Raw genomic sequence first — 23791 nt, forward strand, 5'->3', positions numbered from 1 at the left:
CTCAGCCCTTGAAGAACCGCAGCATGCTGTCGAACCAACCTGGCTTTCCGGTCAGCTGCTCGAGCTCGCCGTCGTCGAGGAACACGCCGTTGCACGAGAAGCACTTGTCGACCTTGACGGCCCGGAACTGGACCTCGGCGAGCTCGCTGCCGCACTTGGGGCAGCGCATCCAGTGCAGCCGGCGCTGCTCCTCGCGCTCGTCGGACGAGATCTGGGACTGACGGATCTGGACGGCCTCGCGCCTGCGCGCGAGATCCTCGCGCAACTTCTGTTCCTGTTCGCTCAGAGTTCCGCTGCTCATCACGCCCTCCCCCGGGCCCCGAAGCGGCGGCGACCGCTCAGGGCGACTTCTTCCCGACCGGCAAGAGGTCGCCCGGGTCCTCGGGCGGCGGCTTGCCGGCGTTGTCGTGCTTGGCGAGGTAGTTGCGGGCGGTCTGATTGCCCGGCTCGACCTCGACGAGCTTGCGGTAGTACTCGACGGCGACGCCGTGCTTGCCGGCCAGCTCGGCGGCGCGGGCCGCCCCGGCGATCGCCTCGCGGTTGGCGGGCGCCTGGCTGACGGCGCGCTTGAACCACGAGAGCGCGGAGTCGTGGGTGTTCTTGGCCAGGAAACCGGTCCCGAGGCACAGGCACAGGTCGAGGTTGCGCGAGCCGCCGAGCTTGTCGTGGGCCTGCAGCAGGAGCTTGATGCCGCCGTCGGGGTCGCCGCCGCGGACCTTCTCGCAGCCGGTCGAGATGAGCGTGCCGGTGGCCTCGTTCTCCGGCGACGGCGTGGCGCGCACCGGGGGCGGCCGCGAGCCGGTGTCGCCCGGCGGCTGGATCGGGTCCTCGGGCGGGGTCTGCGAGCCGGTCGGGTCGGCCGGCGTGGGCTCCGGCGGCGGCTCCGGCGGCGGCGGCAGGGTCTCGCCCTTCTCGGCGGCGCTGCGGTCGAGCGCGGCCCGCAGGGCGACCGCGGCCTGCATGTCGCCGACGCGGCCGAGCACGCCGTCGAGCACCTTGCGCGCGCCCTCGTCGTCGCCGCCGCGCCACAGCGCCAGCGCCAGCAGCGACTGGTGGAGCGCGGTCGGGTTGGGCACGCCCTGCAGCGAGGTGATGAGGCCGCTGGGGATCGGCGTCGTGGGGTCGCGCCAGAGCGGGGCGCCGAGGACCAGCACGCGCAGCTCGGGCGGGGCGCCCTCGGGCGGGGCGTCGAGCTTGCCCTGCGCGAGGGCCAGCAGCGCCTGCACGCGCGCCGCCTGGGTCGCGTCGGCGCTGCCGCTCGCGGCCTCGACCAGCGCGCTCGCGTCGGCCAGGTCGGCGTCGACGGCCTGCGGCAGGTCGCGGTTGCTCGGCTCGAGCATGATCGCGATCTGGGCCGACAACACGCGCAGCAGCATGACCTCGGCCTGGGTCAGCTTGGCGGCGGCGACCACCGCGGGGTCGCGCTCGGGGTCGTCGACCACGCGCTCGAGGTCGGTGATCGCCTGCTTCGTCTTGGCCAGGCCGAGCGTGCGCATGGCGTTGCGGGCCGCCGCGAACTCGCTCGGCTCCTGCGCCGGCGGCTTGACCTCGCTCTTGACGGCCACCGGCGGGTCGCCGCCGAGGTTGAGCAGGCGCTCGCGGATGCCGGGGATGCCGAACACGATGCCGAGCGCCACCAGCACGCCGGCGAGCGCGTAGACCCCGGCCGCGCCCTTGTTCTGCGGGCCCTCGACCTTGACGATGACGACGTCGGGCGCGCGCGGGCCCTCGGGCGCGGTGAGCGAGGCCGTCGCCGGGCTCGACGGATCGAGCCCGGGGTTCGAGGTCAGCGACGACGCCGGCGGGACCGAGATGGCCGCGCCCGCGACCGCGGCGCTGACGGCCGCCGAGGTGGCCGAGCGCTCGTCGCTCTCGCGCACCGGCCGGCGCTCCGAGGCGTCGAACTCGGCCGAGCGCTCGCCCAACCTGGCTGAAAGTTCAGGTCCGGGCCGCGACGACTCGGAGCTCGAGCGCGACTTCTCGCGCGCGGCCCGTTCGGTGGCCCGCTGACCCTCGACGCGCTGCACCGCCGCGGCCACGCTCTGGGCCGCGCGGCGGGCCAGGTCGGACACGAGGATCGGCTGGCTGCGCTCGCGCGGATCGACGGCGCGCGGGCTGTCGTCCTCGTCCTCGACGCGCGGCAGGCTGTCGCTGCTGACCGCCTTGGTGACCGCGTCGAGCATCGACGACACGTTGCCGGTGCGCCGCTGCGAGCGGGTCGTGCGCGGCGGCGGCGACGGCGTGTCGAACTGCGGCGGCGCGGGCAGCGGGCCGTCGTCGTCGAGCAGCGGCAGCGACGGCTCGGGCAGCTCGCCCAGATCGAAGCGGTGCGTCTCTTCGCGGCGGATCGGCGCCGGCTCGTCGACGCCGGTGCCGAACGTCGGCGGCGGGCCGAGCTCCATCGCCGAGGGCGCCTCGATCGCGCGGAACATCCGCGACAGGCCCTCTTTGCCGATGAACAGCGGCGAGAACTCCGGGATCTCGCCGAGCTTGATCCAGTGCTGACCGGTGTGGGAGATCTGGTCGTCGGGCCGCAGGCGGCCGTCTTCGACCTGCTCGACGATCTCGCGCAGCGTGGGCAGCTCGAACAGGTGCTTCTCGACCGTCGCCATGCGCCACGGGCCGCCGCCGATGTCGGGCTCCGGCTCCGGCTCGGCGTGGAACATGTGACTGCAGACCGAACAACGCAGCGTCACGCCCTCGGGACCGACCTGGCTCGGGTCCAGGTCGAACTCGGTGCTGCATTTCGTGCAACGGATAATCAAGGGCTAGCTCGCTGGCGGCACCATAGCACAAAGCAGAAGGGGGCGGACACCTGTCAGCCGGCGCCCGAACCCGGCGCCACCGACATCACCAGCGAGGCGACGACCGCCACGAGGGACAACCCCAGGAACGCCGCGAACAGCTTCATCGGCAGCGGCGTGGCGTGCTGCGGCTCGAGCCCGGCCTCGGCCTTGCAACGCGGACACTGGAGCTCGCCGCCGTCGCCGTCAGTCCCGGCGGGCGCCGTGAGCACGTAGTGGCAGCGGGAGCAGTGGTACTGCATGGCTCATGGGGTACTCTGGGCCCGCTGTCGTGTCAACCACGGCACGCGCCCCGGCACCGCGTTCACCCCCGAGCCGGCGGCGCCACGCGGCTCGCCGCCGGCTCGCGCTCCGCCGCTCCCCACCACCCGCTCCCACCCCACGAAGGGGAACCATGCAAACCCCGGCGAAGGTGCTCCTGATCGAAGACGATGTCCGCCTGGCCGAGCGCACCGCGGAGTACCTCCAGGGCCACGAGCTCGCGGTCGAGGTCGCCGGCGACGGCGAAGCAGGGCTCGCTCGCGCCCTCAGCGGCGAATTCGACGTGATCCTGCTCGATCTCATGCTCCCGCGCCTCGACGGCCTCGAGGTCTGCCGGCGACTGCGTCAGCGCTCGGCGCTGCCGGTCATCATGCTGTCGGCCCGCAGCGAGGAGATCGACCGCATCCTCGGGCTCGAGCTCGGCGCCGACGACTACTTGCCCAAGCCGTACAGCCCGCGCGAGCTGGTGGCCCGGATCCGGGCGGTCCTGCGGCGCGCGGTGCCGTCGCCGGAGGGCCCCACGAGCGCGCTGCGCTGCGGGCCGCTGGTCGTCGACCGCGTGCGCCGCCGGATCGAGGTCGCCGGCGCCGCCTGCGACCTGACCGCCCACCAGTTCGACCTCCTCTGGCTGCTGCTCGAGGCCCGCGGGCAGGTGCTCTCGCGCGAGCAGCTGTACCAACGTCTGCGCGCGCTGAGGGGCCAGCCGCCCGGCACCTACGACCCCTCGGTCGACCGCAGCATCGACGTCCAGCTCAGCAAGATCCGCGGCACCCTCGCCGCCGCCGACCCCCGCGCCGCAGGCCTCATCCGCACCGTCCGCGGCGTCGGCTACGTCCTCGACGACGCGCCCGAGGGCGCCGCGTGAGCGAACCGGCCCCGGACCCGCGCCCCGGTCCGACGGCGCTGTCCCGCTGGCGCCGCGGCCTGTTCGGCCGCGTGTTCCTGACCTTTTTCGCCGCCGTGCTGGCGTTCGTGACGCTGGCCTCGATCGTCCAGTTCGCCACCCGCGAGCGCCACGACGCCGGGTGGGTCGAGGCCGCCGACGCCGTGGTCGAGGCCCACAAGCCGGCGCTGCTGGCGGCGCTGGCCGGCGACGGCGACCTCGAGGCCGCGACCCGGGCGCTGGCCGGCGCGCTCGAGCTGCGCGTGGCCGTGCGCAGCCTGGACGGCGCGCACCTGGCAGGCGACCCCGCCACGCCCCCGCTGCGGCCGCTGCGGCCGCGCCAGCGCAGCCGGCTCGAGCGCGGCGCGCCGGTGATGCTGCGCGAGAAGTCCGGCGAGCCGCAGCTCGCGTTCCCGATCGGCGACCGGGCGGTGCTGATCGCCGACACCGGCGACCAGGCCGCCCGTCGCGCGCGCAACCTGGCGCTCGGCGTGATCGGCCTGGTCGGCCTGCTCGGCGCCTCGGCGTGGCTGCTGGCGCGCTCGCTGACGCGGCGGCTGGCGCTGCTCGAAGACGGCGCGGCCCGGATGGCCCGCGGCGAGCTCGGTCACCGCGTGCAGGTCGACCCGCTCGGCGACGAGATCGATCGCCTCGGCCGGGCCATGAACGACATGGCCTATCAGCTCGGGGAGCTGATCCGCGGCCAGCGCTCGCTGCTCGCCAACGTCTCGCACGAGCTCAAGACCCCGATCGCCCGCCTGCGGGTGCTCGCCGAGCTGCTGGCCGAGCGCGCCGAGTCGCTGCCCGAGCACCCGGCGAGCGCGCGGATCCGCCAGGGCGCGGTCGAGCTCGAGCAGGACCTCGGCGAGCTGGCCACGCTCGTGCAAGACCTGCTGACCTCCGGCCGGCTCGAGCTGTCGGGCCCGCACGCCTCGCCGGTCCAGCGCACGCCGATCGACCTCGCGCCGTTCCTCGCCCGCCTCGGCGCGCCGTTCGCCGCCGAGGTCGCGGTCACGCCGCCCGGGCTGTCGCTGGTCGGCGACCCGCTGCTGCTCGACCGCCTGATCACCAACCTGCTGAGCAACGCCCGCCGCGCCTGTCCTCAAGGACATGTGTGGGCCACCGCCGTCGGCGCGGCGGAAGACGTCACGCTGGCGGTCGAGGACGAGGGCCCGGGGATCCCGCCGGCCGAGCGGGCCCGCGTGTTCGAGGCGTTCTACCGCCTCGACGACGCCCGCGCCCGCGACCACGGCGGCGCCGGCCTCGGGCTCTACTTGTGCGCGCAGATCGCACGCGCCCACGGCGGCACGATCGCGGCCGAGGGCCGGCAGCAGGCCGGCGAGGCCCGCCCCGGCGCGCGGCTGGTCGTCCGCTTGCCGCTCGCTGGCCCGCCCGCGCCCGTGCTATAGGCGCCGCGTGGACAGCTACAAGCAGCGCTTCATCGACCTCCTCGTGCGCCACGAGGTGCTCCGCTTCGGCGACTTCACGCTGAAGTCGGGGCGCCGCTCGCCCTACTTCATCAACGCCGGCCAGCTGCGCACCGGGGCCGCGATCGCCGGCCTCGGCGAGGCCTACGCCGAGTGCCTGCAGCGCGAGGGCCTCGCCTGCGACCTGCTGTTCGGGCCGTCGTACAAGGGCGTGCCGCTGGCGGTGGCGACCGCGATCGCCCGGTCGCGCGCGGGCGCCGACGTGGCGTTCTGCTTCGACCGCAAGGAGGCCAAGGACCACGGCGAGGGCGGCGTGTTCGTCGGCACCGCCCCGTGGGACGGCGCCCGCGTGGTCATCGTCGACGACGTGATCACCTCCGGCAAGTCGATCCACGAGGCCGCCGAGCTGCTGCGCAAGGCCGCCGCCGTGACCGTCGCCGGGGTCGTGGTCGCCGTCGACCGCATGGAGCGCGGCCGCGGGACCGTCAGCACCCTGCAGGAGCTGCAGACCGAGCTCGGCGCGCCCGTGCGGGCGATCGTCACCATCCGCGAGATCGCCGCCTACCTCCACCCGCGCGTGATCGACGACGCGCGCCTGCGCGCGATCGAGGGCTACCTCGCCGAGCACGGCGCGTAGTGCTACGGTGACCACGTGCGCCGCCGCGGGCTCTTGGCTGTCCTTTGCGCCCTGTCCGTCGGCGCATGTCCTGAAGACCAGGCGCAGGACCCGCTCGACCCCGACCTGCTGATCGCGCTGTCCGAGGCCGGCGGCGACGGCCGCGGCGAGGCGCTGACCGGCCGCTACATCACCGTCTCGGAGGTGCTCGAGTGCGACTGCCCGCCGCGCATGGGCGTCGACCTGTGCGGCCCTGCCGGCTCGGCCCAGCTGATCGGCATCGACGGCCCGACGCGGATCGAGCACGTCGACGGCTGGCTGACCTTCGAGCCCGAGGTCACGTCGCTGCCGTGGGCCCTGTCCGGCGCGGTGGACCGCGACCGCAGCTTCGTCCTCGGCGGCATCTCGGGGCTGGCGATCGGCCTGTTCACCGTCGGCATGTACGCCCGCTTCGACGGCGAGTTCACCGACGCCGGCGGCCTGCGCGGGGAGCTCGCCCATCGCCTCCTCGGCGAGCTCCCCGACGGCCGCATCGACTGCCGCACCACCTACGCCGTCCGCGGCGAGCCGGCGCCCGACGCCTGACGCGTTGACCCGCGCCGGCGCCGTGCCGGGAGGCGCGGGCCGATCGCGACGCGACGCGCCGCAGTCGCGCGCGCGTCGTCGGGCGCCACCGCGGCCGTCGCGGCGATGGGACCTCGGCAGGTCGCCCGACCTCGCGCGGCCCCCCGGCTGCGGGTCACACTCCGAGCGGGCGGCCCTTGCGGTCGCCGCGGCCGTCGCGGCCGTCACGCGGGCCGCCGCGGTGGTGGCCCTTGCCCTTGCCGTCCTTGTGCTTGGCCTTGAACTCGGCCAGCTTGGTGCGCTGCGCCGGGGTCAGGACCGCGTCGATCTTGGCCTTCATCGCCTCGCGCTCGTTCTTGGCGACGGTCTCGTGGGCCGCCAGCTGCTCGCGCAGCGCCTTGACCTTGGCCGCGTCGAACGAGGGCTTGGCGTACTCGGCGGCGATCTGCCGCTCGAGGTCGTGGATGGCGGCGCGCTCGGCCTTGATCGTCGGCTTGTGGCTGGCGCGGATCTGCGCCAGCTGAGTCTTCTGCGCGACGCTGCATTCGAGCTTCTCGCACATCTTCGCGCCGCGGTCGCCGTGGTGCTTGCCCGCCTCGGCGTCGCCCGCCGCGAACATGGTCAGCCCGAACACAGTCGTCATCACCAGCTTCGAAATCGTGGTCAGCATCGTGGTTCCTTTCGTCACGGCCCTTTCGACGCCCCCCGGGCTTCGCTATGCGCTCCGCCGCGCAAAGCGAGGGGCAAGGAGACGTAAAGCGTCCGTAACCCGCGCGCAGCCGCGCTCCTCTCGCTACCGATGGGCTCGCTGCCGGCGAGCGGTCCCCGGCGCCGTCCTCGCGCGCCGCCCACCTGCCCCTTCGGACAGGCAGTCGGACGCGCCGCCCCGATCGCTCACCCGCTGCAGCGGAGGCGCGCCGGGTGATAGGACCTTTCAGACAGGAGCCCGCGCGCGCGCTGGTGACCTGTCCTTCCGGGCAGGGTCTCACGCCTGTCCGTTGGGGCGGCCGCTCGCTCCGGCCAGGCAGCCCGCTCGCCGCCCCGCTCGCGCTGGCGACCTGTCCTTCCGGACAGGTCGCGCGTCTACCGGGCAGCCGCACCCTCCAGCCGGCTCGCCGCCCCGGTCGCTCGCGCGGGTCGCCTGTCCGTCCGGACAGGTCGCTCCCCTGTCCGATCGGGCAGGCGCTCACTCCGCGTCGTTCGGCGGGTGGAACACGTAGTTGTGCTGGGCCTGGCGGTCCGCGCGGGGGAACTCGAGCCGGAGCACGACCTTGCGCAGGCAGTCGGACAGCGGGCCCGGGTCCATGCGCAGCTTGAGCACCTTGCCGCCGCGGCCGACCAGCGCGACCATCTCGACGTCGCCGGGGCCGTGCTCCTCGTAGCACTGGCGGACCCGCTGCGAGCGGTTGGTGCGCAGCAAGATCTTGCGGAAGTCGCCGGCGCTGAGCTGGTCGGCGCCGCCGTTGCCGGGCGCGACGTCGTCGGGCGCCTCGCCGGCCGACTCGACCGCCACCAGCTCGTCGTCGGGGGTCGGCGCGGCCTCGGGCGTGGCCGGCGGCGTCTCCGGCTGGGCCACGCGCGCGAGCGTGGATGTCTCGGGGGACAGGTCCGAACGGCCAGCCGTGGGCGCCGGCGGCGACGGCTCGGGCGCCGCCGGCTGGTTGACCACCGGCGGCGGCGGCGGCGCCTCGGCGGTGGCCCAGGCCTGCAGGCGCCAGGCGATCAGCGCGCACAGGCCCGCGATCACCAGCAGCCCCACCGCCAGCTGGGTGTTGTTGCGGGCGGGCGCCGCCGGGCGGGCCCACGCGGGCTCGACCCGCGTCGCCGGCGTCGTCATCGACGCGGTGACCGGCCCCGTCGGCGCGGTGGCCGAGGCGCTGAGCGACAGCGACGACGGCCCGCTCGTCAGCAGCGGCGACGCGGCCACCGGGATCGGATCGCGCGGCGGCGCGGCGTCGGGCTGGCTCGCGGCCGACCGCGGCGACGCGGTCGACGGGCTCGCGAGCGGCGACGCGGCCGACGGGCTCGCGAGCGGGGACGCGGCCGGCGGCTGGCTCGCGGCCGCCGTCAGCGGCGACGCGGCCATCGGCGGCGCCGTCGGCGGTCGCGTGGGCGGCCGCGTGGCGGGCCGGCTCGCGGCCTTGGCCGGCCTGCTGTCCGGCTTGCTCGCGGCCCTGGCCTCCGGCTTGCTCTCCTGCTTGCTCTCGGCCGGCTTGCTCGGCTTCAGCGGCGTCGCGGCGACCTCGGGCTCGAGCTCCTCGACCAGCGCGGTCAGCGAGGTCAGCGACGTGGCCGACAGCCCCTCCGACTCCGGCTCGTCGTCCTTGACGTCGGGCAGCTCGGGCTCGACCTCGACTTCATACGACAGCACCGCGAGCTGCGGCGGCGGCTCGATGCGGTGCAGGCCGGTGTCGATGGTGACCTTGCCCTTCGACGGCCGGTACGGCAGGTCGGCGCTCTCGAACACCTGGTCCCACGCCGAGTCGATGGCCCCCTCGGCGTGCCGGGCGGCGTCGGCGATCCCCGGCTTCAGGGCGTCGATCTCGGCGTTGCGCAGCTGCTGCGCCCACTCGGCCGCGCTCGGCCGCGCCTCGCTGCGGACCACCCGCGCGATCGGGGCGATCCACGGCGCCTCGTCCTCGCGCACGCCCGCGACCTCGAGCAGCACCGCCGCCAGCATCGACACGTCGGTCGACGCCGCCGGCTCTGCCCCTTCGGACAGGTGGCTCGGCGCCTGCACGTCGAGGTCGACCAGCTTGACCCCGGCGCTCGACCACACCAGGTTGCCCGGCGAAATCGCCCCGTGCGGGGCCCCGAGCGCGTGCAGCGTGGCCAGACCCTCCGCCAGCTCGGCCGCCAGCTTGAGCAGGCCGGCGCCCTCGAAGCGCGGGTCGCCCTCGGCGTGGTAGAGGTTCTTGCCCTCCGCGTGCTCCATCACGGCGTACCAGAGGCCGCCCATCGTGCCCTCGGCGAGCACCGCGGCGACGCACGGGTGACGCACCCCGAGGCGACGCCGGGCCCGCTCGGCGATGCGCGCCACGACCTCGCGCTGCTCGGGCGCCGCCAGCACCTTGACCACGACCTGCTGGTTGCTGGCCTGGTCGCGGCCCGAGTAGACGCAGCCGAGGTCGCCGGAGCCGAGCAGCTCGGTCAGCACGTAGCGCCCGGCCAGCACGTGGCCCCGCAGGTCGCCCAGCACCTCGACCTCGGACGGCTTGCCGCCGGGGCCGATCGGCCCGCCGAGGATCTCCGGCAGCGGATCCTCGTCGATCGGGATCGAGTGCATTGTCCAGCTGCGTGGCCGACGCGGCTTGGGCCTGGTGTCGGAGGGACTTGCCGGTACAACCATGAGCGGGGGTGGCGAAAGCGTGCAACGGTTGGCGCCCGCGGTCAACGGCCTGCCCGCGGGCCGGGCGCCGCTCGGGCCCCGCAGGACCGCCCGTCGCCCCGCCTACAGCAGGTTCCGGCGGCGGAACTCCCCGCGCAGCTTGGTGAGCGCCTGCTCTTGGAGCTGACGGATCCGTTCACGCGAGAGCGAGTAGCGCTCGCCGATCTCCTTCAGCGTCAGCTCCGGCTCCTCGCCGATGCCCATCCGCTTGCGCAGGATATCGGCCTCGATCGGGCTGAGCTGGCCGAACACCTCCTGCAGCTGCGACAGCAGCAGGGCGGCGTCGATCTGCTCGGCCGGGGCGACGTGGCTGGTGTCCTCGACGGCGTCGAGCAGCGACAGCCCGGAGTCGTCCGACAGCGGCTGATCGAGGCTGATCGGCGCCTCGACCAGCGACCAGCGCATGCGCGCGATCCGCTCGGTGCTGACCCCGGTGAGCGCGGCCAGCTCGCTGTCGGTCGGCCGGCGGGCGTGCAGGGCCTCGAACTCGCGCCGCGCGCGGCTGACCTTGTTGTAGGCGTCGATCATGTGGACCGGCAGCCGCACGCTGCGCGCCTTGTCGGCGATCGAGCGGCTGATGGCGTGGCGGATCCACCACGACCCGTAGGTCGAGAAGCGGAAGCCCTTGCGGTGGTCGAAGCGGTCGACCGCCTTCATCAGGCCGATGTTGCCCTCCTGGATGAGGTCCTGCAGCGGCATCTTGCCGTGGTTGTAGCGGCGCGCGATCGTCACCACGAGGCGCAGGTTGGCGCGCACGAACGCGTTCTTGGCCAGCACCAGCGCGTGGTGGTCGCGGCGGACGGCCGTCGCGTACTGGAAGAACGGCGCGCTGCCGCGGCGCGGCAGCTTGACCTTCATGCTGAGGCCCGACGCCACCCCGAGCTCGATGCTGGCGAGGTCGGCGAGGATCTGGTCGGACACCACGCTGTCGACGTCCGCGAGGCCCATCTGCTCCGCCAGCGCCTCGCGCGCGGCCTCGAACGCCTTCTGGTGGGTGAGGAGGTCGCGGTCCCGCAGCGCCCGCGACGTCTGGCGCATCGCCGCCAGCGCCGCCACGGGGCAGGTCTCGGGCGGCAGCACCTCGGAGGCGAGGCCGCAGATCCCGTCGATGAAGGGCGGGTAATTCAGGATCGAGCGCCAGAACCCCTTGCGCAGCTCGGCGATCTGGATCGCGGCGGCGAGCTCCTCTTCCTTGGTCATCACTTCGACCCCGGCGAGGTCGCGGAAGTAGGGCGCGAGCAGGTTGCCCGCCTCCGCGGCGACGCTGACCGCGGAGACGGAGGCGTCGCCGTCGACGGGCTCGCGGGCGGGCGCGGGGGTGACGACGGCATTCGGCGATTGACGCAGCATGGTGCAGTCCTTTCGTTCGCCGCTCACGATCGCAGGCGCGCGATCAATCGGGCGTCAGGAGTGCACGGGCTGCGATCAACATCCGATCAAGGTCGGGCCTGCTCGTGTGACGCGGGCCCGGGCGCCGCCGCCGCCGCGTCGCCGTCGACGCGTCGGCGCAGGTACGCGACGTAGACGATGACCGGCACCGTGTACCGGAACGCCGGTCCCGCCCACTCCCACAGGCGAATCGCCTGATACACCGGCCAGGCCGCGCGCCGCAGCACCAGCTTGAGGCCCGCGCGCAGCAGGCGGTGGCGCGCCTGCACCACCGCCTGCTCGCGCAGCTTGTCGGTCGCCACGTGCGCCACGTGCCCCGCCAGCAGCGCCTTCCGCTCCGGCTGCGTGTGCGTCTGGAAGTCGTGCAGCACCCCGAGGTCGCGGATCCCCTCGGCGTAGGTGTCTCCGGCCCAGAACCGGTCGAGCAGCGCCTGCTGGGTCTCCGGCGGCAGCGCGTCGAAGTTGGCGTCGAGCGCGTAGCGGACGATACGCCGTTCGAGCCCGGGCAGGCCGTCTTCGGCTGGCTCTTCGGACAGGTGGAGCTCGGCCAGCGCGTCGCACACGACCTGCAGGTACGCCTGCTTGCCCGGCCCGGTGCGCCCGAGGACGCTGTGCGAGCCGAGCCGCAGGATCCGCTCGACCACCGCCGCGACCCGGTCGGCGCGGGTGGAGCGGGGGTCGCGGAGGCGGCGGTCGAACCACAACAGGCCGGACGGCGGCCGGCCGAGGAACTCGATCAGCACGGCCAGCTCCGCTTCGCTGCAGGCCATGAGCACGGGCGTCAGGTGTTCGTCGACCATGGTCGCCTGCAGGGTACTCCTGGCGGGGCCCGGCGACCATCGCCTGCGAGCCGCGGGCCGCCGGCCGCGCGTGGCCGCGCCCGGAGCCATTGAGGCGGCCGGGCCGGTCGGGCAAGATCCGGCGCGGTGGAGGTCGATCGGACGCCCTCGCAGGAGACCTCGGTGTCCGGCGAGATCACCCGCGAGGGCGAGCTCCCGCGGGCCCCCGGCGCGGCCGTCGACGACCTGTCCACCGGGACATGTGTCGGCCGCTACATCATCCTCGGCCGCCTCGGCGCCGGCGCCATGGGCGTCGTCTACAGCGCCTTCGACCCCGAGCTCGACCGCAAGATCGCCCTCAAGCTGCTGCACTCGCGCGGCAACGCCAGCCTCGACGCCCGCGCCCGCCTGCTGCGCGAGGCCAAGTCGTTGGCCCGCCTGTCGCACCCGAGCGTCGTCGGCGTCCACGACGTCGGCACCTACGGCGATCACATCTTCCTCGCCATGGAGTTCGTCGCCGGGCGCACCCTCACCGCCTGGCTCAAAGAACAGCCCCGCCGCTGGCCCGAGGTGCTCGAGGTCATGTGCAGCGCCGGCGAGGGCCTGGCCGCCGCCCACGCCGCCGGCCTCGTCCACCGCGACTTCAAGCCCGACAACGTCATCATCGGCGACGACGGCCGCGCCCGCGTCCTCGACTTCGGCCTCGCGCGCGCCTTCGGCGACGCCCCCGAGAGCTTGTCCGGCGACAGCGACGCCCTCGCCGCCATCGCCTCGGCCTCGACCTCCGCCTCCACGCGCTCGCCCGAGCACGAGGCCGAGCTCGTGCTCGTCACCCGCACCGGCGCGCTGATCGGCACGCCCGCCTACATGTCCCCGGAGCAGCACCTCGGCCAGCCCGCCGACGCCCTCAGCGATCAGTTCTCGTTCTCCGTCGCGCTCTACCAGGCGCTCTACGGCGTGCGCCCGTTCCCCGCCGCGCGCCTGTCGGCCCTCGCCTACCAGATCGTCAAGGGCAAGGTCGAGCCGCCGCCGCCCGGCTCGCAGGTGCCGAACTGGCTGCGCAAGGTCGTCTGCCGCGGCCTCGCGCTCGACCCCGAGAGCCGGTGGCCGTCGATGCGCGCCATGCTGACCGCCCTCGCCCGCGAGCGCGGCCTCGGCCGCCGCGGCGCCTGGCTCGTCGGCGGCCTCGTCGGCCTCGGCGGCCTCGGCCTCGGCCTCGGCCTGTGGCTCGCCGCCGGCCCGGCCGTCAGCCCGTGCCAGGGCGCCGAGCAGCGGCTCGCGGGGATCTGGGACGCCGCCCGCGTCGCCGAGATCGAGCAGGCCTTCCTCGCCTCGGGCGCGCCCTATGCCCCCGACGCCTGGCAGAGCGTCCACAAGGCCCTGTCGGCCTACGCCGCCGGCTGGCTGCAGGCCCACCACGACGCCTGCGCCGCCACCCACATCTACGGCGACCAGTCGGAGCGCCTCCTCGACCTCCGCGCCGCCTGCCTCAACCGCCACCTGGGCCGCTTCAAGGCCCTCAGCGACGGCCTCGCGCACGCCGGCGCCGGTACGATCGAACATGCCCCCGAGGCCATCTCGCTGCTCGGCGACCTGTCGACCTGCGCCGCCACCGACGCCCTCGACAGCGTCGTCCCCCCGCCCGACGACTCGGCCAAGGTCGCCGCCGTCGAGGCCCGCCTGGCCGACGCCGGCGCGCAGGAGCTCGCCGGCGACTACACCCGCGCCTTCGAGCTCGCGCTGCTGGCCGTCAACGAGGCCACCGCCCTCGCCTACGCCCCGCTCGAGGCCGAGGCGCTGCGGGTGCGCGCGCGGATCCAGCGTCGCCTGGCCCGCCACGACATGAGCGCCGAGTCGCTCGCCGCCGCGATCGCCGCCGCCGCCCGCGGCCGCGACGACCACACCGCCGCGGACGCCTGGACCGACCTCGTCTACCACGTCGGCACCCACAAGCCCGACGCCGTCCGCCTCGACGACTACCGCCTCGCCGCCGAGGCCGCGATCGTCCGCGCCGGCGACGACCCCTCGCTGCGCGCCCGCCTCGACCTCGGCGTCGCCAACGGCCTGCGCCTGCTCGGCCGCTACGACGAGGCCCTCGCCCCGGCCCAGCGCGCGCTGGCCCGCTACGAGCGCGACGACCCCGGCAACGCCCACAACCTCGCCGACGCGCTGCACAGCCTCGCGCTGATCCACCACCGCCAGGGCGCCTTCGACGAGGCCCAGCGGGCCTTCGACCGCGCCGTCGCGGCCCACGAGCGGGCCTACGGCCGCGCCCACCCGGTCACCGCCGGCGTGCTGTGCCACGCCGCCGTCCTCGCGCTCGAGCGCGACGACCTCGACCGCGCCGAGGCGCTGGCCCGCGAGGCCCACGCCGTGCGCCAGCGGACCTTGCCCAGAGGCAACGTCGCGCTGTCGGAGTCGGCCAAGATCCTCGGCGAGCTCGCCGCCCTGCGCGGCGACCTCGACGGCGCCCAGGCCCGCTACGACGAGGCGCTGGCGATTTATCGCGACCAGCCCGACGTCGACGCCATGCACCGGGCCACCCTGCACAACGACCTCGCCATGCTCGCCGACATGCGCGGCGACCTGACCGGCGCGCAGCAGCACTACCGCGAAGCGCTCGCGCTGTACCGCCAGCGCTTCGGAGCCGAGCACGTGTACGCGCGGATCGTCGAGCGCAACCTCGTCGAGGTCGCGCTGTGGCTCGGCGATCCGGCGGCCGCGCTGGCGCTGGCCGAGCGCCTGATCGACAGCGCCCCGCGCGAGCCGCCGATCCAGCCGCCGGTGCCGTACCTGCACGCGCTGCGGGCCCAGGCCCTGCTCGCGCTGGGTCGCCACGCCGACGCGCGCGCGGCCGCCGAGCGCGCCGTCGCCGACCTCGACGCCCACGTCGGCGGCGCCCCGGACGCCGAGGAGTCGGCGATCATCCGCGCCACCCTGGCGCGGCTCTTGCCGAGCAGCGGCGTCGACGGCAAGCGTCGCCTCGCGCTCTTGCTGCTCGCCGGGCCCGAGCTGCGCCGCGCCGCCGAGGCCAAGAAGACCGCCGCCGTGCGAGCGCTGGCCGCCGTCGACGACCTGTCCTCGCGGACCGGTCCGCCTGCGCGGCCGTGATCGCGCCGCCCGACCTGTCCCGAATGACCACACTGAAAGGACAGGTCGGATCGGCCAGTCGACGACGTCGGCGAGTGCGGCCCGCGGCCGGATACCCCCAAAAAATTGCACGCAGAGGCGATGCCGGATCGGGCCGTCGTCTTCTCACCCGTCACGCGCGGGGGTAAGTTTGACCGACCTGGTCGCCCGGCCTCCTTACTGACTCCCGGCCGTATGTCGGCCTGATCGGCACGCCATGCACACGCACTACCTTCGCCCCACCCTCGCCCTCGTCGGCGGCTTCGGCCTCCTCGCCGCCTGTCCTCCCAACAGCGGCACCACCACCGAGACGGACACCGACACCACCGGCCCGGGGACGAGCACGACCGAGGAGACGACCGCGACCACACAGCCGCCGACGACCGATCCGCCGACCACGACCACGACCACCGGGCCGACCACCACCGAGGGCCCGACGACCACCACCACGACCACCACCACGACCACCACCGGCGACATGGACGCGGCCCTGTGCGTCGCCCTCGGCGGCAAGGACGGCGTCGCCGAGCTGGTCGGCGCCGCGGTGAACGGGGTCCTCCTCGACGACAAGATCAACGCCTATTTCCTCAACAGCGACGTCGACGGCGGCAACCTCGGCGCCTGTCTCAACAAGCAGCTCGGCGCCCTGGCCGGCTGCGGCGGCGTCGAATACGACTGCCTCGACATGAAGGCCGCCCACGCCGGCCTCGGCATCTCGGCCCTCGACTTCGCCGACTTCGCCGCCGACTTCTCGACCGCCCTCGACGCCCACCAGGCCAGCCACCCCGACCTCACCGACGCCGACAAGGACGCCATCCTGTCCGCGCTGGCGGCGATGGAGGTCGACATCGTCGAGGACCCCGAGAACAACCAGACCGTCTACCAGCGGGTCGGCCGCAAGCCGGCGATCCGCGCCCTCATCGGCGCCTCGGGCGAGATGGGCTCGTTCCTCGACAACGTCGCCCTCAACCCCGCGATCAACGGCTTCTTCGGCGCCGCCGACTACGCCCGCCTCAACACCTGCCTCACGCGCCAGGTCGGCGGCATCGACGGCCCGAGCAAGTACGGCGCCGAGGTCGACGCCCCCGCGCCCGCCGACCCGGGCGTCAGCGCCGCCGACCCGTGCAAGTCGATGGCCGAGTCGCACGAGGGCCTGACCGACAGCAAGGACGACATGGGCATCGACATCACCGACTTCGGCGCGCTGGTCGGCGACCTCGTCACCGCCATGAACACCGCCATGATCGCCCAGCCCGACCAGGACGCGATCCTGGCCGCGCTCGGGGCCATGTGCGAGGACATCGTCGTGCTCGAGGCGAAGAACGATTGCCCGACCGCGCAGAAGCTCGAGGTCGTCGAGCTGACCGCGATCGGCGGCATGGTCGTCGACGAGATCTACAACGGCGCCCTCGACACCATGACCTGCGTCGAGCTCGTGGTCCCCGACGACCCGGTCAACTTCGTCCGCGACATCCAGCTCACCCTCGGCATCACCCACAACTGGGTCGGCGACGTCACCGTCAAGCTCATCAGCCCCGAGGACAAGATCCTCACCCTCGTCAGCCGCCCCGGCCTCGTCGACATGAACGACGACGGCGGCGGGTGCTGCGGCGACAGCGCCAACCTGTCGAAGGACTTCCCGATCACCTTCAAGGACGGCGCCGCCAACACCGCCGAGGACCTCGGCAAGTCGCTCGCCAACACCAACCAGGTCATCTGCAAGGACGACATGATCGACCCGTGCGAGTGGGCGCCGAACCCGGGCTCCGGCCCCGGCATGAACTTCGGCGACTTCTTCGGCGACACCGCCGCCGGCAGCTGGCGCCTGTGCGTCGCCGACTCCAACATCAACGACGCCGGCGTCATCGACGCGATCAAGCTCGTGATCGACCGCGTCAAGTACGACCCGATGCCCTGACCCTTCGGCCAGGCCACCCGCCACGCAGGCCCGGCCGCCCCGCGCGCCCGGGCCTGCGGCACGCTCCGTGGCCGCTCGCCGGCTGTCCTGAAGCACATCTCGCCGCGCAGCCGCGACGCGCCGCGCTACGCCGCACGTCACCGCGATGCCGGCCACGAGCCTGCCGGCCCGTCGGCCGCCGTGGCCGTTCCAGCGGGGCTTCGGTGAAGGGGCCGGTGGAGCGGACCGGTCCTTGGAGCATTCGTCGAGCTCCGCGCCCCCGAACCGCGATCATCCCGCGCTTGCACGGACCACCCGACCTCCCTAGCCTGTCTGGACGCGATGTCGCGGCCTCGCCGAAACTCGCTGGCGAACTCCGCCCTCGGCGCCCTCGTGCTGGTCACCGGCTGTCGCCCCGCGCCCGCGGCCGTCGCGGCCCCCCCGGGCGCCGCAGCGGCAACGGAGCGCTCGGTCCCGCGCGTCCCGCCGCGCCCCCGCACGTCGATCGACCTGTGCGCCGATCCGGGAGCCGCGTTCGCCAGCTACCGCTGGCTCCCCAACGAGGTCTTCACACTCGTCACCGTGCGCCCCGACGACCCCGCTCTGGCGACCTCGCTGCGGGCACTCGACGCGCGGGCCACGAACGCCTTCGGCGACGCGGCGCTCGCGTTCCCGCGCCGCTTCGCCGGCGAGCTCCCGCAGGTCCGCGCCCTGCTCGCGCGGGCGGGGCTGCGGCCGGAGGAGGTGGTGTTCCTCGCGGCCAATGACGCCGAAGTGTGGGCGGCCCCGCGGCTGTGCGGGGCCGATGCGATGCTGCGCGCCGCAGCGGCCCTCGACCTGCGCGTGCGCGAGGTCGAGGCCCCGCTCGCGGCCGTGATCGCCAGGCCCGCCGCCGCGTCCGGATACGCCCTCCTCCAGCTCGCGTCCGGCGGACCGCTCTGGATCGTCCAGGAGGACCGGCTCGGGCGGCTGCACGCGTGGCTGGCCGCGCTCTCCGGCGACCCCGGCGAATACTACGCCGAGTGGCTGCGCGAGCCGGAGCGGCGGGGCACCCTGCGCGTGCTCGACACCGACCCCATCCCCCCGGACGCGTCCGAGGTGCTGGTCTGCGTGACCACGCGCAGGCTCGTCGTGACGGGCGCCGACGTCGACATCGGCACGGAGTTCTCGGAGGTCTACGTCAGCGCGCGCAAGCCCGGGGCGTGAGCGACTCAAATCTTTCCGAACATGTCCCTGAGGACCTGTCCTTTTAGACCGGCCCTCATGGACATGTTCTTGCGGCCTGGTCGCTGCTCACTCGCCCGCGAGCACCTCGCGCGCGCGCTCGGCGGCCGACGAGAACGGCCCGCGGGCGATCTCCTGCAGCAGCGCCTGGGCCTCGCGGGCCGGCATGTGGCCCTCGACGGCGTTGAGCGCGGCCCAGAACGCCTTCTCGTTGCGGTCGGCGGCCAGCCGCTGGCGCAGGAACTGCACCGCCTCGGGCAGCGGCATGAACTTGTCGATCCCGCGCAGCGCGTCGGCGCGGACGGCGTCGTCGGGGTCGTTCACGGCCGTGTGGACGAACAGCTGGCCGAGCTCCGGGTGCTCCTCCATGTTGCAGCCCTGCCAGGCCATCGAGCGCCGGACCTCGGACGAGCGGTCGGACAGCAGCGTCGTCACCAGCTGCGTCAGGCGCGGGTCCGCCGGCAGCCAGTGCAGGCGCTCGGTGATCTCCTTGCGCACGTCGGCGCTCGGGTTGCCCTGCGCGTGCTGCAGGTACGTGTCGAACACCAGGTCGGCGCCGCCGTAGTTGTGCGCCAGGGCGATCGCCGACAGGCACTGCGCCTGGACCTCGGGCGACGGGTCTTGCGCGGCCCAGCTCGCCACCCACTGCATCACGTCGAGCTGCTCGACCAGGCTCGCGGTGGCCCCGAACGCGTTCGCCCGCACCGACACGTCGCCGTCCTGGCACAGCTGCAGGATCAGCTCGCGCCGCCCGGGCAGGTCGTGGTCGGCGTCGAGGTAGAGCGCCGTCGCCAGCCGCGCCCGCACCTCGGGCGCCGGGTGGCGCGCGAGCTGCTGCACCAGCGGCAGCGCCCCCTCCTCGGCGAACTTGGCCGCCACCGACACGACCTCCTCCATCAGGTACGACGGCAGGTCGCGCCCGGCCAGCGCCTCGAGCGCCCGGATGTGCTCCGGCTTGGCGCGGTCGTCGAGCACCGTGCCCCAGGCCGCCAGCGCCGCCCGCCGCACCGAGTCCTCGCGGTGGTTCTCGACCAGCTTGAGCAGGAAGGCGTGGATCCCGGTGAAGTTGTTGTCGCGGTCGTACGCCTCGCACTGCAGCTCGTGCAGCGCGTTCTCCAGCTCGTCGGTGTCGCGCGACGTGAGCCCGGGGAACCGCTCGAGCACCACGTTCTCGCTGTCACCGCCGCCGAGCATCGACTTGACGGCGCCGAAGAGCCCGCGGCCGCCGCCGAGCACCGTCAGCGGCGCCTCGGCCGACGGGTCCTTGACCCCCGGGATGTCGGCCGACGCCACGACCTTGTAGGTCGCGTCCGGCTTGGCGTCCTCGGGGATCTTGTAGCGGAACTCGAACTTGTTGAGGCTGCCCGGCGCGAGGTCGCGGTCCTGCGCGACCAGGTTGCTCGACAGCACCTTGATGTCGATCGACGGCAGCGAGCTGCCCTCCTTCGACTGCACCAGCACCGACACGATGTCGACCTTGAGCGCCGTCAGCTTGAGCGGCTTCTTGCCGCCGGTCAGCGTCAGCGAGCCGGCCACGGTGCCGCCGGGCGGTACCTTGTCGAGGTCGAGCTTGAGCTCGAGCTGTGTTCCACCACCGAAGAGTTTGTTGAGCAGTCCCATGCGTGGCCGGGATGGTATCACCGCGAACCGGGCCGCTCGGGCCGACCCCGGGCCCATGCCCCGCGTCAACGGGTCTCGTCCTCCCCGCCGTCCCACGAATCTGCCAGTGAGACGCTGTTCGTCGCGCGAACGGAGCCCGCCCGACCCCCGCCCGCGTCACTTCCCCGGCAGATCGGCCCCCGGGAGCAGGCACGCCGCGTGGCCGAGGATCACGTCGCCCTCGCGGGTCGCCGTCGGCGTCGGTCGCCAGCCGGCGGCGACGCGGGCCGCCAGCAATTCATCGGCCGTCGGCGCGTGGTCCCAGACGGCGACCGCCGTCACGCCGCCGAGTCACGTCGTGTCGTACACCAGGTGCAGCGCGCCCGCGACGTGGACCACGACGTCGTGGGTGTACTCGTCCTGCGTGATCACCTCGACCAGGCGGGCCCCGCCGGCCCCGCACCAGCGAGCGACCGCCGCCAGCGTGCGCTGGGACTCGACGATCGCCGCGAGCGCGGCGAGCCGCGCGGGGTCGAGGCCGACGCGATCGGTGAGCATCCCGGACCAGCGTAGCAGCGGCCGTCACGACCGCGAGCCGAAGTAGAACCCGACCAGCGCCGCCAGCCCTTGCTCGAGCCCGAGCCGACCGATCCCGACCGTGGCCGCGTCGGGCAGCACGTGGAAGAACGCGTGGAGCGCCAGCGCGCCGACGGCCACCAGCCCGACGACCGCCCGCATGTCCTCGAGGACACGCGACGATCCGCCGACGCGCCGCTGCAGCCACCGCGTCACCCGCGTGAGCAGCAGCCCCAGCACGAACGCGGCCGCCAGCGCCAGCGTCACCACCCCGCGCTGCGACGCCGCGCCCTCCTGCCGCAGCACCACCACCCCGACGCCGACCAGCCCTGCGATCAGCAGCAGCCGGATCGATCCGCGCGGCAGCCACAGCGGCGGCGGACCGTCGGCCGGGTCTTCGGGCGCCTGGGCCCGGGCCGCGAAGTAGTGCCCGAGCACCACGAACAGCAGGCTCTCCAGCGCCTCCGGCGGCGGCTCGTCGGGCGCGCGCACCAGCAGCCCGCACACCGTCCCGACCACGCCCAGCGCCAGCAACGCGCGGACGCTGCCCGCCGGCAGGCCGAGCGCGTGTCGCCGTCGCCAGTCACTCGCCGCCGCCGATCCGCTCATCGCGTCATTGTAGGCCGCCGGCGCGCCGGCGCGGACCGATGATTTCGCCCCTCGCCTCGCCCCGCGCTGGCGATCGTCCTCGTTCACGATCCGCCGCGAGCGAATCGGTCGACGATCCCCTGACGGGCGATGACGTCACGCTCGTTCCGCGCGGCCCCGCAGGCCCGTGCAGCCGCTCCCCCGCCGCGCCGGTATCTCGTCCTGGTGGACCGAGGGTCGCCCCGCGCGGCTCGTTCGCCGCTGCGAGGCGGCTCGCGCCCGCCCCGCACGGGCCTCGCGCATCGCCTCCGCGCGGGCACCGACCGCCGCACCGGCCAGCCACGACCTCGCCGCGCCGCGCTGCACGGGTTCGGCCCACGCCTGCGCCCGCTCGCCGCTCCGCCCGCTGGGTGCTCGTCGGAGGCGGGCCGCCCACGTTCTGCCCGCCATGTCGTCCTGCCTCCGTCTGTTGCCGTTCGCCGTGCTCATCGGCTGCGCCCACTCCCTCGCGCCTGCGCCCGAAGCCCGCCGCGTCCCGGGCCACGGCGAGGCCGCGGTCGCGGCGGACGGCGGCGTCGAAATCATCGCCCGCGCCGACGCCTGGCGCGGCTTCCCGCCCGACCTCGAGGGCGCCGTCACCCCGCTGCTCGTCACCCTCACCAATCGCAGCGAGCGCGCCCTCGAGCTGCGCTACGAGTACTTCAGGCTCGTCTCCCCCGGCGGGGTCCACTACGCCGCCGTCCCGCCGTTCCAGATCGACGACATCGTCTACGCCCCCGTCGACACGATGTACCCGCCCCTGGGATTCGGCGTCGCCCCCTACCTCTCGCCCTGGTACCCGGGATGGTCGGTGTGGAGCGGCCCCTTCCCGTACCGCGGCGCCTACTACGACAATTACCAGACCGCCTTCCAGCGGGTCGCCCTGCCGTCCGGCGACATGGTCCAGAAAGCCCTCCCCGAGGGCGTCCTCAGCCCTGGCGGCAGGATCACCGGCTACCTCTACTTCGAGCACGTCGAGGACACGCGCCGCGTCGACTTCGTCACTCGCCTCGTCGACGCCGGCACCGGCGAGGACTTCGGCGCCGTCGAGATCCCGTTCGTCGTCGACTGAGGACGCACCCTCGCGTTTGCGGCCGCCTCGATCCTCACGAGCGCCGCGATTCGAATCGCGGCATCATGCAATCTGCCATGGACTCGCTCGCCGACGCCCGCGCTCGCCAGCTCCGCAATGACGCGAACCGCCCGGGCGCGCCGGCGAATGCACGCGACCCCGAATTGCGAGCGCGACGCCGACGAGGCCGCCCGCCTCCTCCGCTCCCCGAGCCCCGATCCCCCGCGGATTCGTGCGTGCCTGCCCGCGCGGCGGCCTCGGCGGCGGCGCTGCTGGCCGCTTTGCCGCGGATCCTCGCGACGTTGCGCGAGCGGACGACCACGATCATGCAGCGGGGACAGGAGTCGAAGATGACGTTGACCCGCGGGATCTCGGTGGTGGTGTGCGCGTGTGCTCTGGGCGCGTGCGACGGCGTGGCGCAGGAGGCGGACCCGGCCGTCGCGCTCCGCGAGCAGGTCGACAACGGCGTGGCCCTCAACACGGCGGTGCTCAACGGCATGCGCATGAACGGAATGCGCATGAACGGCGCCACGTTCAACGGGATGCGCATGAACGGCATGCGCATGAACGGCATCAACCTCAACGGGCTCAACCTCGACGGCAGCGTCCTGTCGGCCACCGGCGTGGTGGACGGCGCGCCGCAGCTGTTCACCGGCGCGCAGCTGATCGGCGCCATCATCGACCTCGACATCGGCGGCGCGGCCTGGCAGCTCCGCTTCGACGACATCTACAAGAACCCGGCCGCTCCGACCGGCGACGTATGGTTCTACGACATCTCGGTCCTGGCCCCGGGCGAGACCGTCTGGGACAGCCTCTGCTTCGACCAGCTCGGTCAGCCGATTCAGGCCATCCCGCTCGCCAATTACTGGGACGCCAGCACCGGCGCGAAGATCATCGACCCCACCGTCGTGACCTTCGCCTGTCGCGACGCGGTGCTCGCCAAGTGTGTGGAATGGGGTTACCGGCCGTGGGCCTCGGTGGGCTCGACCTCGCTGGCGGACCACCACCAGGCCTGTACCCGCATGGCGCGCGCCGATTACTGCGGCGACGGCACCTCGCACACCTTCGCCGGCACCCCGATCGACATCTTCGACCGCCTGGCCCCGCGGATCCAGGCGCCGGCCACGCTGAGCCGCTCCAGCTGGGGCGCCGAGGCCGAGTGGGGCCCGAACGGCGCCGTCTGCGTCGGCGACCAGATGCGCCTCAAGCTGTTCGACGACGCCGGCGTCCCCTACGACTATCCGGCCTGCCTCGACGCGATCGACGACTTCAGCTCGTGCGGCAGCCTGCCCGTGAGCCGTGGGGCCCTCGTCGCCAACCGCTTCTGCGACAAGTGGGGCGACCAGCCGCAGCAGTGCGCCAGCAAGGACATCGACGGCGACGACGACGAGGACGACAGCGACGATTGAACCGCTCTGCCGCAGGGCGCGCCGCTCCGCGGCGCATTGCACCGACATGTCCTCCGAGACACATCGCACGATCGCCGGCACCTCGACGCCGACGCCCGCGGTGAGGTCTCCGCCTACCGCGGGTGAATCACGCGACCGCGCCCACCG

The 23791-nt window shown here is 73.9% G+C and carries 20 protein-coding genes; 9 read left to right on the plus strand and 11 right to left on the minus strand.

Annotated features, from left to right (window positions below):
- Nucleotide 1: 1 nt before the first annotated feature.
- From NAEX_RS03770 to NAEX_RS03780, 3 genes are read right to left on the minus strand one after another with little or no spacing between them, the layout of a single operon-like run.
- Nucleotides 2–301, minus strand: coding sequence for a TFIIB-type zinc ribbon-containing protein (locus tag NAEX_RS03770; protein WP_096326147.1), 300 nt, complete (start codon nucleotides 299–301; stop codon nucleotides 2–4).
- Nucleotides 302–338: 37 nt separating this feature from the next.
- Nucleotides 339–2765, minus strand: a complete 2427-nt coding sequence (locus tag NAEX_RS03775) for a zinc-ribbon domain-containing protein (protein WP_096326148.1) — start codon at nucleotides 2763–2765, stop codon at nucleotides 339–341.
- Nucleotides 2766–2818: 53 nt separating this feature from the next.
- Nucleotides 2819–3046, minus strand: coding sequence for a hypothetical protein (locus tag NAEX_RS03780; protein ID WP_096326149.1), 228 nt, complete (start codon nucleotides 3044–3046; stop codon nucleotides 2819–2821).
- Between the two features lie 152 nt (nucleotides 3047–3198).
- On the opposite strand from NAEX_RS03780, the gene NAEX_RS03785 reads away from it, so the two are divergent.
- Genes NAEX_RS03785 through NAEX_RS03800 form a run of 4 tightly spaced genes read left to right on the plus strand, consistent with a single transcriptional unit; the run spans nucleotide 3199 to nucleotide 6576 of the window.
- Nucleotides 3199–3930, plus strand: coding sequence for a response regulator transcription factor (locus NAEX_RS03785; RefSeq protein ID WP_096326150.1), 732 nt, complete (start codon nucleotides 3199–3201; stop codon nucleotides 3928–3930).
- A complete protein-coding gene (locus NAEX_RS03790) occupies nucleotides 3927–5357 on the plus strand; it encodes a sensor histidine kinase (protein ID WP_096326151.1) in 1431 nt (476 codons plus the stop codon). Before NAEX_RS03785 ends, NAEX_RS03790 begins: the two co-directional genes overlap by 4 nt.
- Before the next feature lie 7 nt (nucleotides 5358–5364).
- Complete coding sequence (gene pyrE, locus NAEX_RS03795) at nucleotides 5365–6012, plus strand: orotate phosphoribosyltransferase (RefSeq protein WP_096326152.1); 648 nt, start codon at nucleotides 5365–5367, stop codon at nucleotides 6010–6012.
- A gap of 15 nt (nucleotides 6013–6027) precedes the next feature.
- Nucleotides 6028–6576: a hypothetical protein gene (locus NAEX_RS03800; RefSeq protein WP_096326153.1), complete on the plus strand. Its 549-nt coding sequence runs from the start codon at nucleotides 6028–6030 to the stop codon at nucleotides 6574–6576.
- 154 nt (nucleotides 6577–6730) lie between these two features.
- Here the strand turns inward: NAEX_RS03800 and NAEX_RS03805 are convergent, their stop codons facing one another.
- The 4 genes from NAEX_RS03805 to NAEX_RS03820 form a co-directional block, all read right to left on the minus strand.
- On the minus strand, nucleotides 6731–7225 hold the full coding sequence (locus NAEX_RS03805) for a Spy/CpxP family protein refolding chaperone (RefSeq protein WP_096326154.1): 495 nt from the start codon (nucleotides 7223–7225) through the stop codon (nucleotides 6731–6733).
- A 516-nt stretch (nucleotides 7226–7741) separates the two neighbouring features.
- Nucleotides 7742–9841 carry a protein kinase domain-containing protein gene (locus NAEX_RS03810; RefSeq protein ID WP_170135430.1) on the minus strand — a complete coding sequence of 700 codons (2100 nt, stop codon included), beginning with the start codon at nucleotides 9839–9841 and terminating at the stop codon, nucleotides 7742–7744.
- Nucleotides 9842–10006: 165 nt separating this feature from the next.
- Entirely contained in the window at nucleotides 10007–11293 is a 1287-nt protein-coding gene (locus NAEX_RS03815; RefSeq protein WP_096326156.1) for a sigma-70 family RNA polymerase sigma factor, read from the minus strand.
- 86 nt (nucleotides 11294–11379) lie between these two features.
- Nucleotides 11380–12132: a hypothetical protein gene (locus NAEX_RS03820; protein WP_096326157.1), complete on the minus strand. Its 753-nt coding sequence runs from the start codon at nucleotides 12130–12132 to the stop codon at nucleotides 11380–11382.
- Nucleotides 12133–12258: 126 nt separating this feature from the next.
- Between NAEX_RS03820 and NAEX_RS03825 the strand changes: the two genes are divergently transcribed.
- From NAEX_RS03825 to NAEX_RS03835, 3 genes are all read left to right on the plus strand, one after another.
- Complete coding sequence (locus tag NAEX_RS03825; RefSeq protein WP_096326158.1) at nucleotides 12259–15222, plus strand: serine/threonine-protein kinase; 2964 nt, start codon at nucleotides 12259–12261, stop codon at nucleotides 15220–15222.
- Between the two features lie 235 nt (nucleotides 15223–15457).
- Nucleotides 15458–17158, plus strand: coding sequence for a proprotein convertase P-domain-containing protein (locus tag NAEX_RS47245; protein WP_143140436.1), 1701 nt, complete (start codon nucleotides 15458–15460; stop codon nucleotides 17156–17158).
- Between the two features lie 321 nt (nucleotides 17159–17479).
- The gene (locus tag NAEX_RS03835; protein WP_096326159.1) at nucleotides 17480–18343 is read left to right on the plus strand and encodes a hypothetical protein; all 864 of its coding nucleotides are present in this window, start codon (nucleotides 17480–17482) and stop codon (nucleotides 18341–18343) included.
- 87 nt (nucleotides 18344–18430) lie between these two features.
- On the opposite strand, the gene NAEX_RS03840 is transcribed toward NAEX_RS03835, so the two are convergent.
- The 4 genes from NAEX_RS03840 to NAEX_RS03850 form a co-directional block, all read right to left on the minus strand.
- Complete coding sequence (locus NAEX_RS03840) at nucleotides 18431–19981, minus strand: HEAT repeat domain-containing protein (protein WP_096326160.1); 1551 nt, start codon at nucleotides 19979–19981, stop codon at nucleotides 18431–18433.
- Nucleotides 19982–20137: 156 nt separating this feature from the next.
- The gene (locus NAEX_RS49550; protein ID WP_170135431.1) at nucleotides 20138–20302 is read right to left on the minus strand and encodes a hypothetical protein; all 165 of its coding nucleotides are present in this window, start codon (nucleotides 20300–20302) and stop codon (nucleotides 20138–20140) included.
- Between the two features lie 9 nt (nucleotides 20303–20311).
- Nucleotides 20312–20518, minus strand: coding sequence for a hypothetical protein (locus NAEX_RS03845; protein ID WP_096326161.1), 207 nt, complete (start codon nucleotides 20516–20518; stop codon nucleotides 20312–20314).
- A gap of 24 nt (nucleotides 20519–20542) precedes the next feature.
- Nucleotides 20543–21145, minus strand: a complete 603-nt coding sequence (locus NAEX_RS03850) for a hypothetical protein (RefSeq protein WP_096333514.1) — start codon at nucleotides 21143–21145, stop codon at nucleotides 20543–20545.
- A gap of 427 nt (nucleotides 21146–21572) precedes the next feature.
- Between NAEX_RS03850 and NAEX_RS03855 the strand changes: the two genes are divergently transcribed.
- Both NAEX_RS03855 and NAEX_RS03860 read left to right on the plus strand, forming a co-directional pair.
- Entirely contained in the window at nucleotides 21573–22235 is a 663-nt protein-coding gene (locus NAEX_RS03855; protein ID WP_096326162.1) for a hypothetical protein, read from the plus strand.
- 236 nt (nucleotides 22236–22471) lie between these two features.
- The gene (locus NAEX_RS03860) at nucleotides 22472–23644 is read left to right on the plus strand and encodes an ADYC domain-containing protein (RefSeq protein WP_096326163.1); all 1173 of its coding nucleotides are present in this window, start codon (nucleotides 22472–22474) and stop codon (nucleotides 23642–23644) included.
- Nucleotides 23645–23791 lie beyond the last annotated feature (147 nt).

The organism is Nannocystis exedens (assembly GCF_002343915.1).
GTDB classification, from domain to species: Bacteria; Myxococcota_A; Polyangia; order Nannocystales; family Nannocystaceae; genus Nannocystis; species Nannocystis exedens.

Coding starts and splice junctions, on each gene's coding strand:
- NAEX_RS03770 (WP_096326147.1), bottom strand. CDS start 301: ATGAGCAGCGGAACTCTGAGCGAACAGGAACAGAAGTTGCGCGAGGAT.
- NAEX_RS03780 (WP_096326149.1), bottom strand. CDS start 3,046: ATGCAGTACCACTGCTCCCGCTGCCACTACGTGCTCACGGCGCCCGCC.
- NAEX_RS03785 (WP_096326150.1), top strand. CDS start 3,199: ATGCAAACCCCGGCGAAGGTGCTCCTGATCGAAGACGATGTCCGCCTG.
- NAEX_RS03805 (WP_096326154.1), bottom strand. CDS start 7,225: ATGCTGACCACGATTTCGAAGCTGGTGATGACGACTGTGTTCGGGCTG.
- NAEX_RS03810 (WP_170135430.1), bottom strand. CDS start 9,841: ATGCACTCGATCCCGATCGACGAGGATCCGCTGCCGGAGATCCTCGGC.
- NAEX_RS03815 (WP_096326156.1), bottom strand. CDS start 11,293: ATGCTGCGTCAATCGCCGAATGCCGTCGTCACCCCCGCGCCCGCCCGC.
- NAEX_RS03820 (WP_096326157.1), bottom strand. CDS start 12,132: ATGGTCGACGAACACCTGACGCCCGTGCTCATGGCCTGCAGCGAAGCG.
- NAEX_RS47245 (WP_143140436.1), top strand. CDS start 15,458: ATGCACACGCACTACCTTCGCCCCACCCTCGCCCTCGTCGGCGGCTTC.
- NAEX_RS03835 (WP_096326159.1), top strand. CDS start 17,480: ATGTCGCGGCCTCGCCGAAACTCGCTGGCGAACTCCGCCCTCGGCGCC.
- NAEX_RS03840 (WP_096326160.1), bottom strand. CDS start 19,981: ATGGGACTGCTCAACAAACTCTTCGGTGGTGGAACACAGCTCGAGCTC.
- NAEX_RS03845 (WP_096326161.1), bottom strand. CDS start 20,518: ATGCTCACCGATCGCGTCGGCCTCGACCCCGCGCGGCTCGCCGCGCTC.
- NAEX_RS03850 (WP_096333514.1), bottom strand. CDS start 21,145: ATGAGCGGATCGGCGGCGGCGAGTGACTGGCGACGGCGACACGCGCTC.
- NAEX_RS03855 (WP_096326162.1), top strand. CDS start 21,573: ATGTCGTCCTGCCTCCGTCTGTTGCCGTTCGCCGTGCTCATCGGCTGC.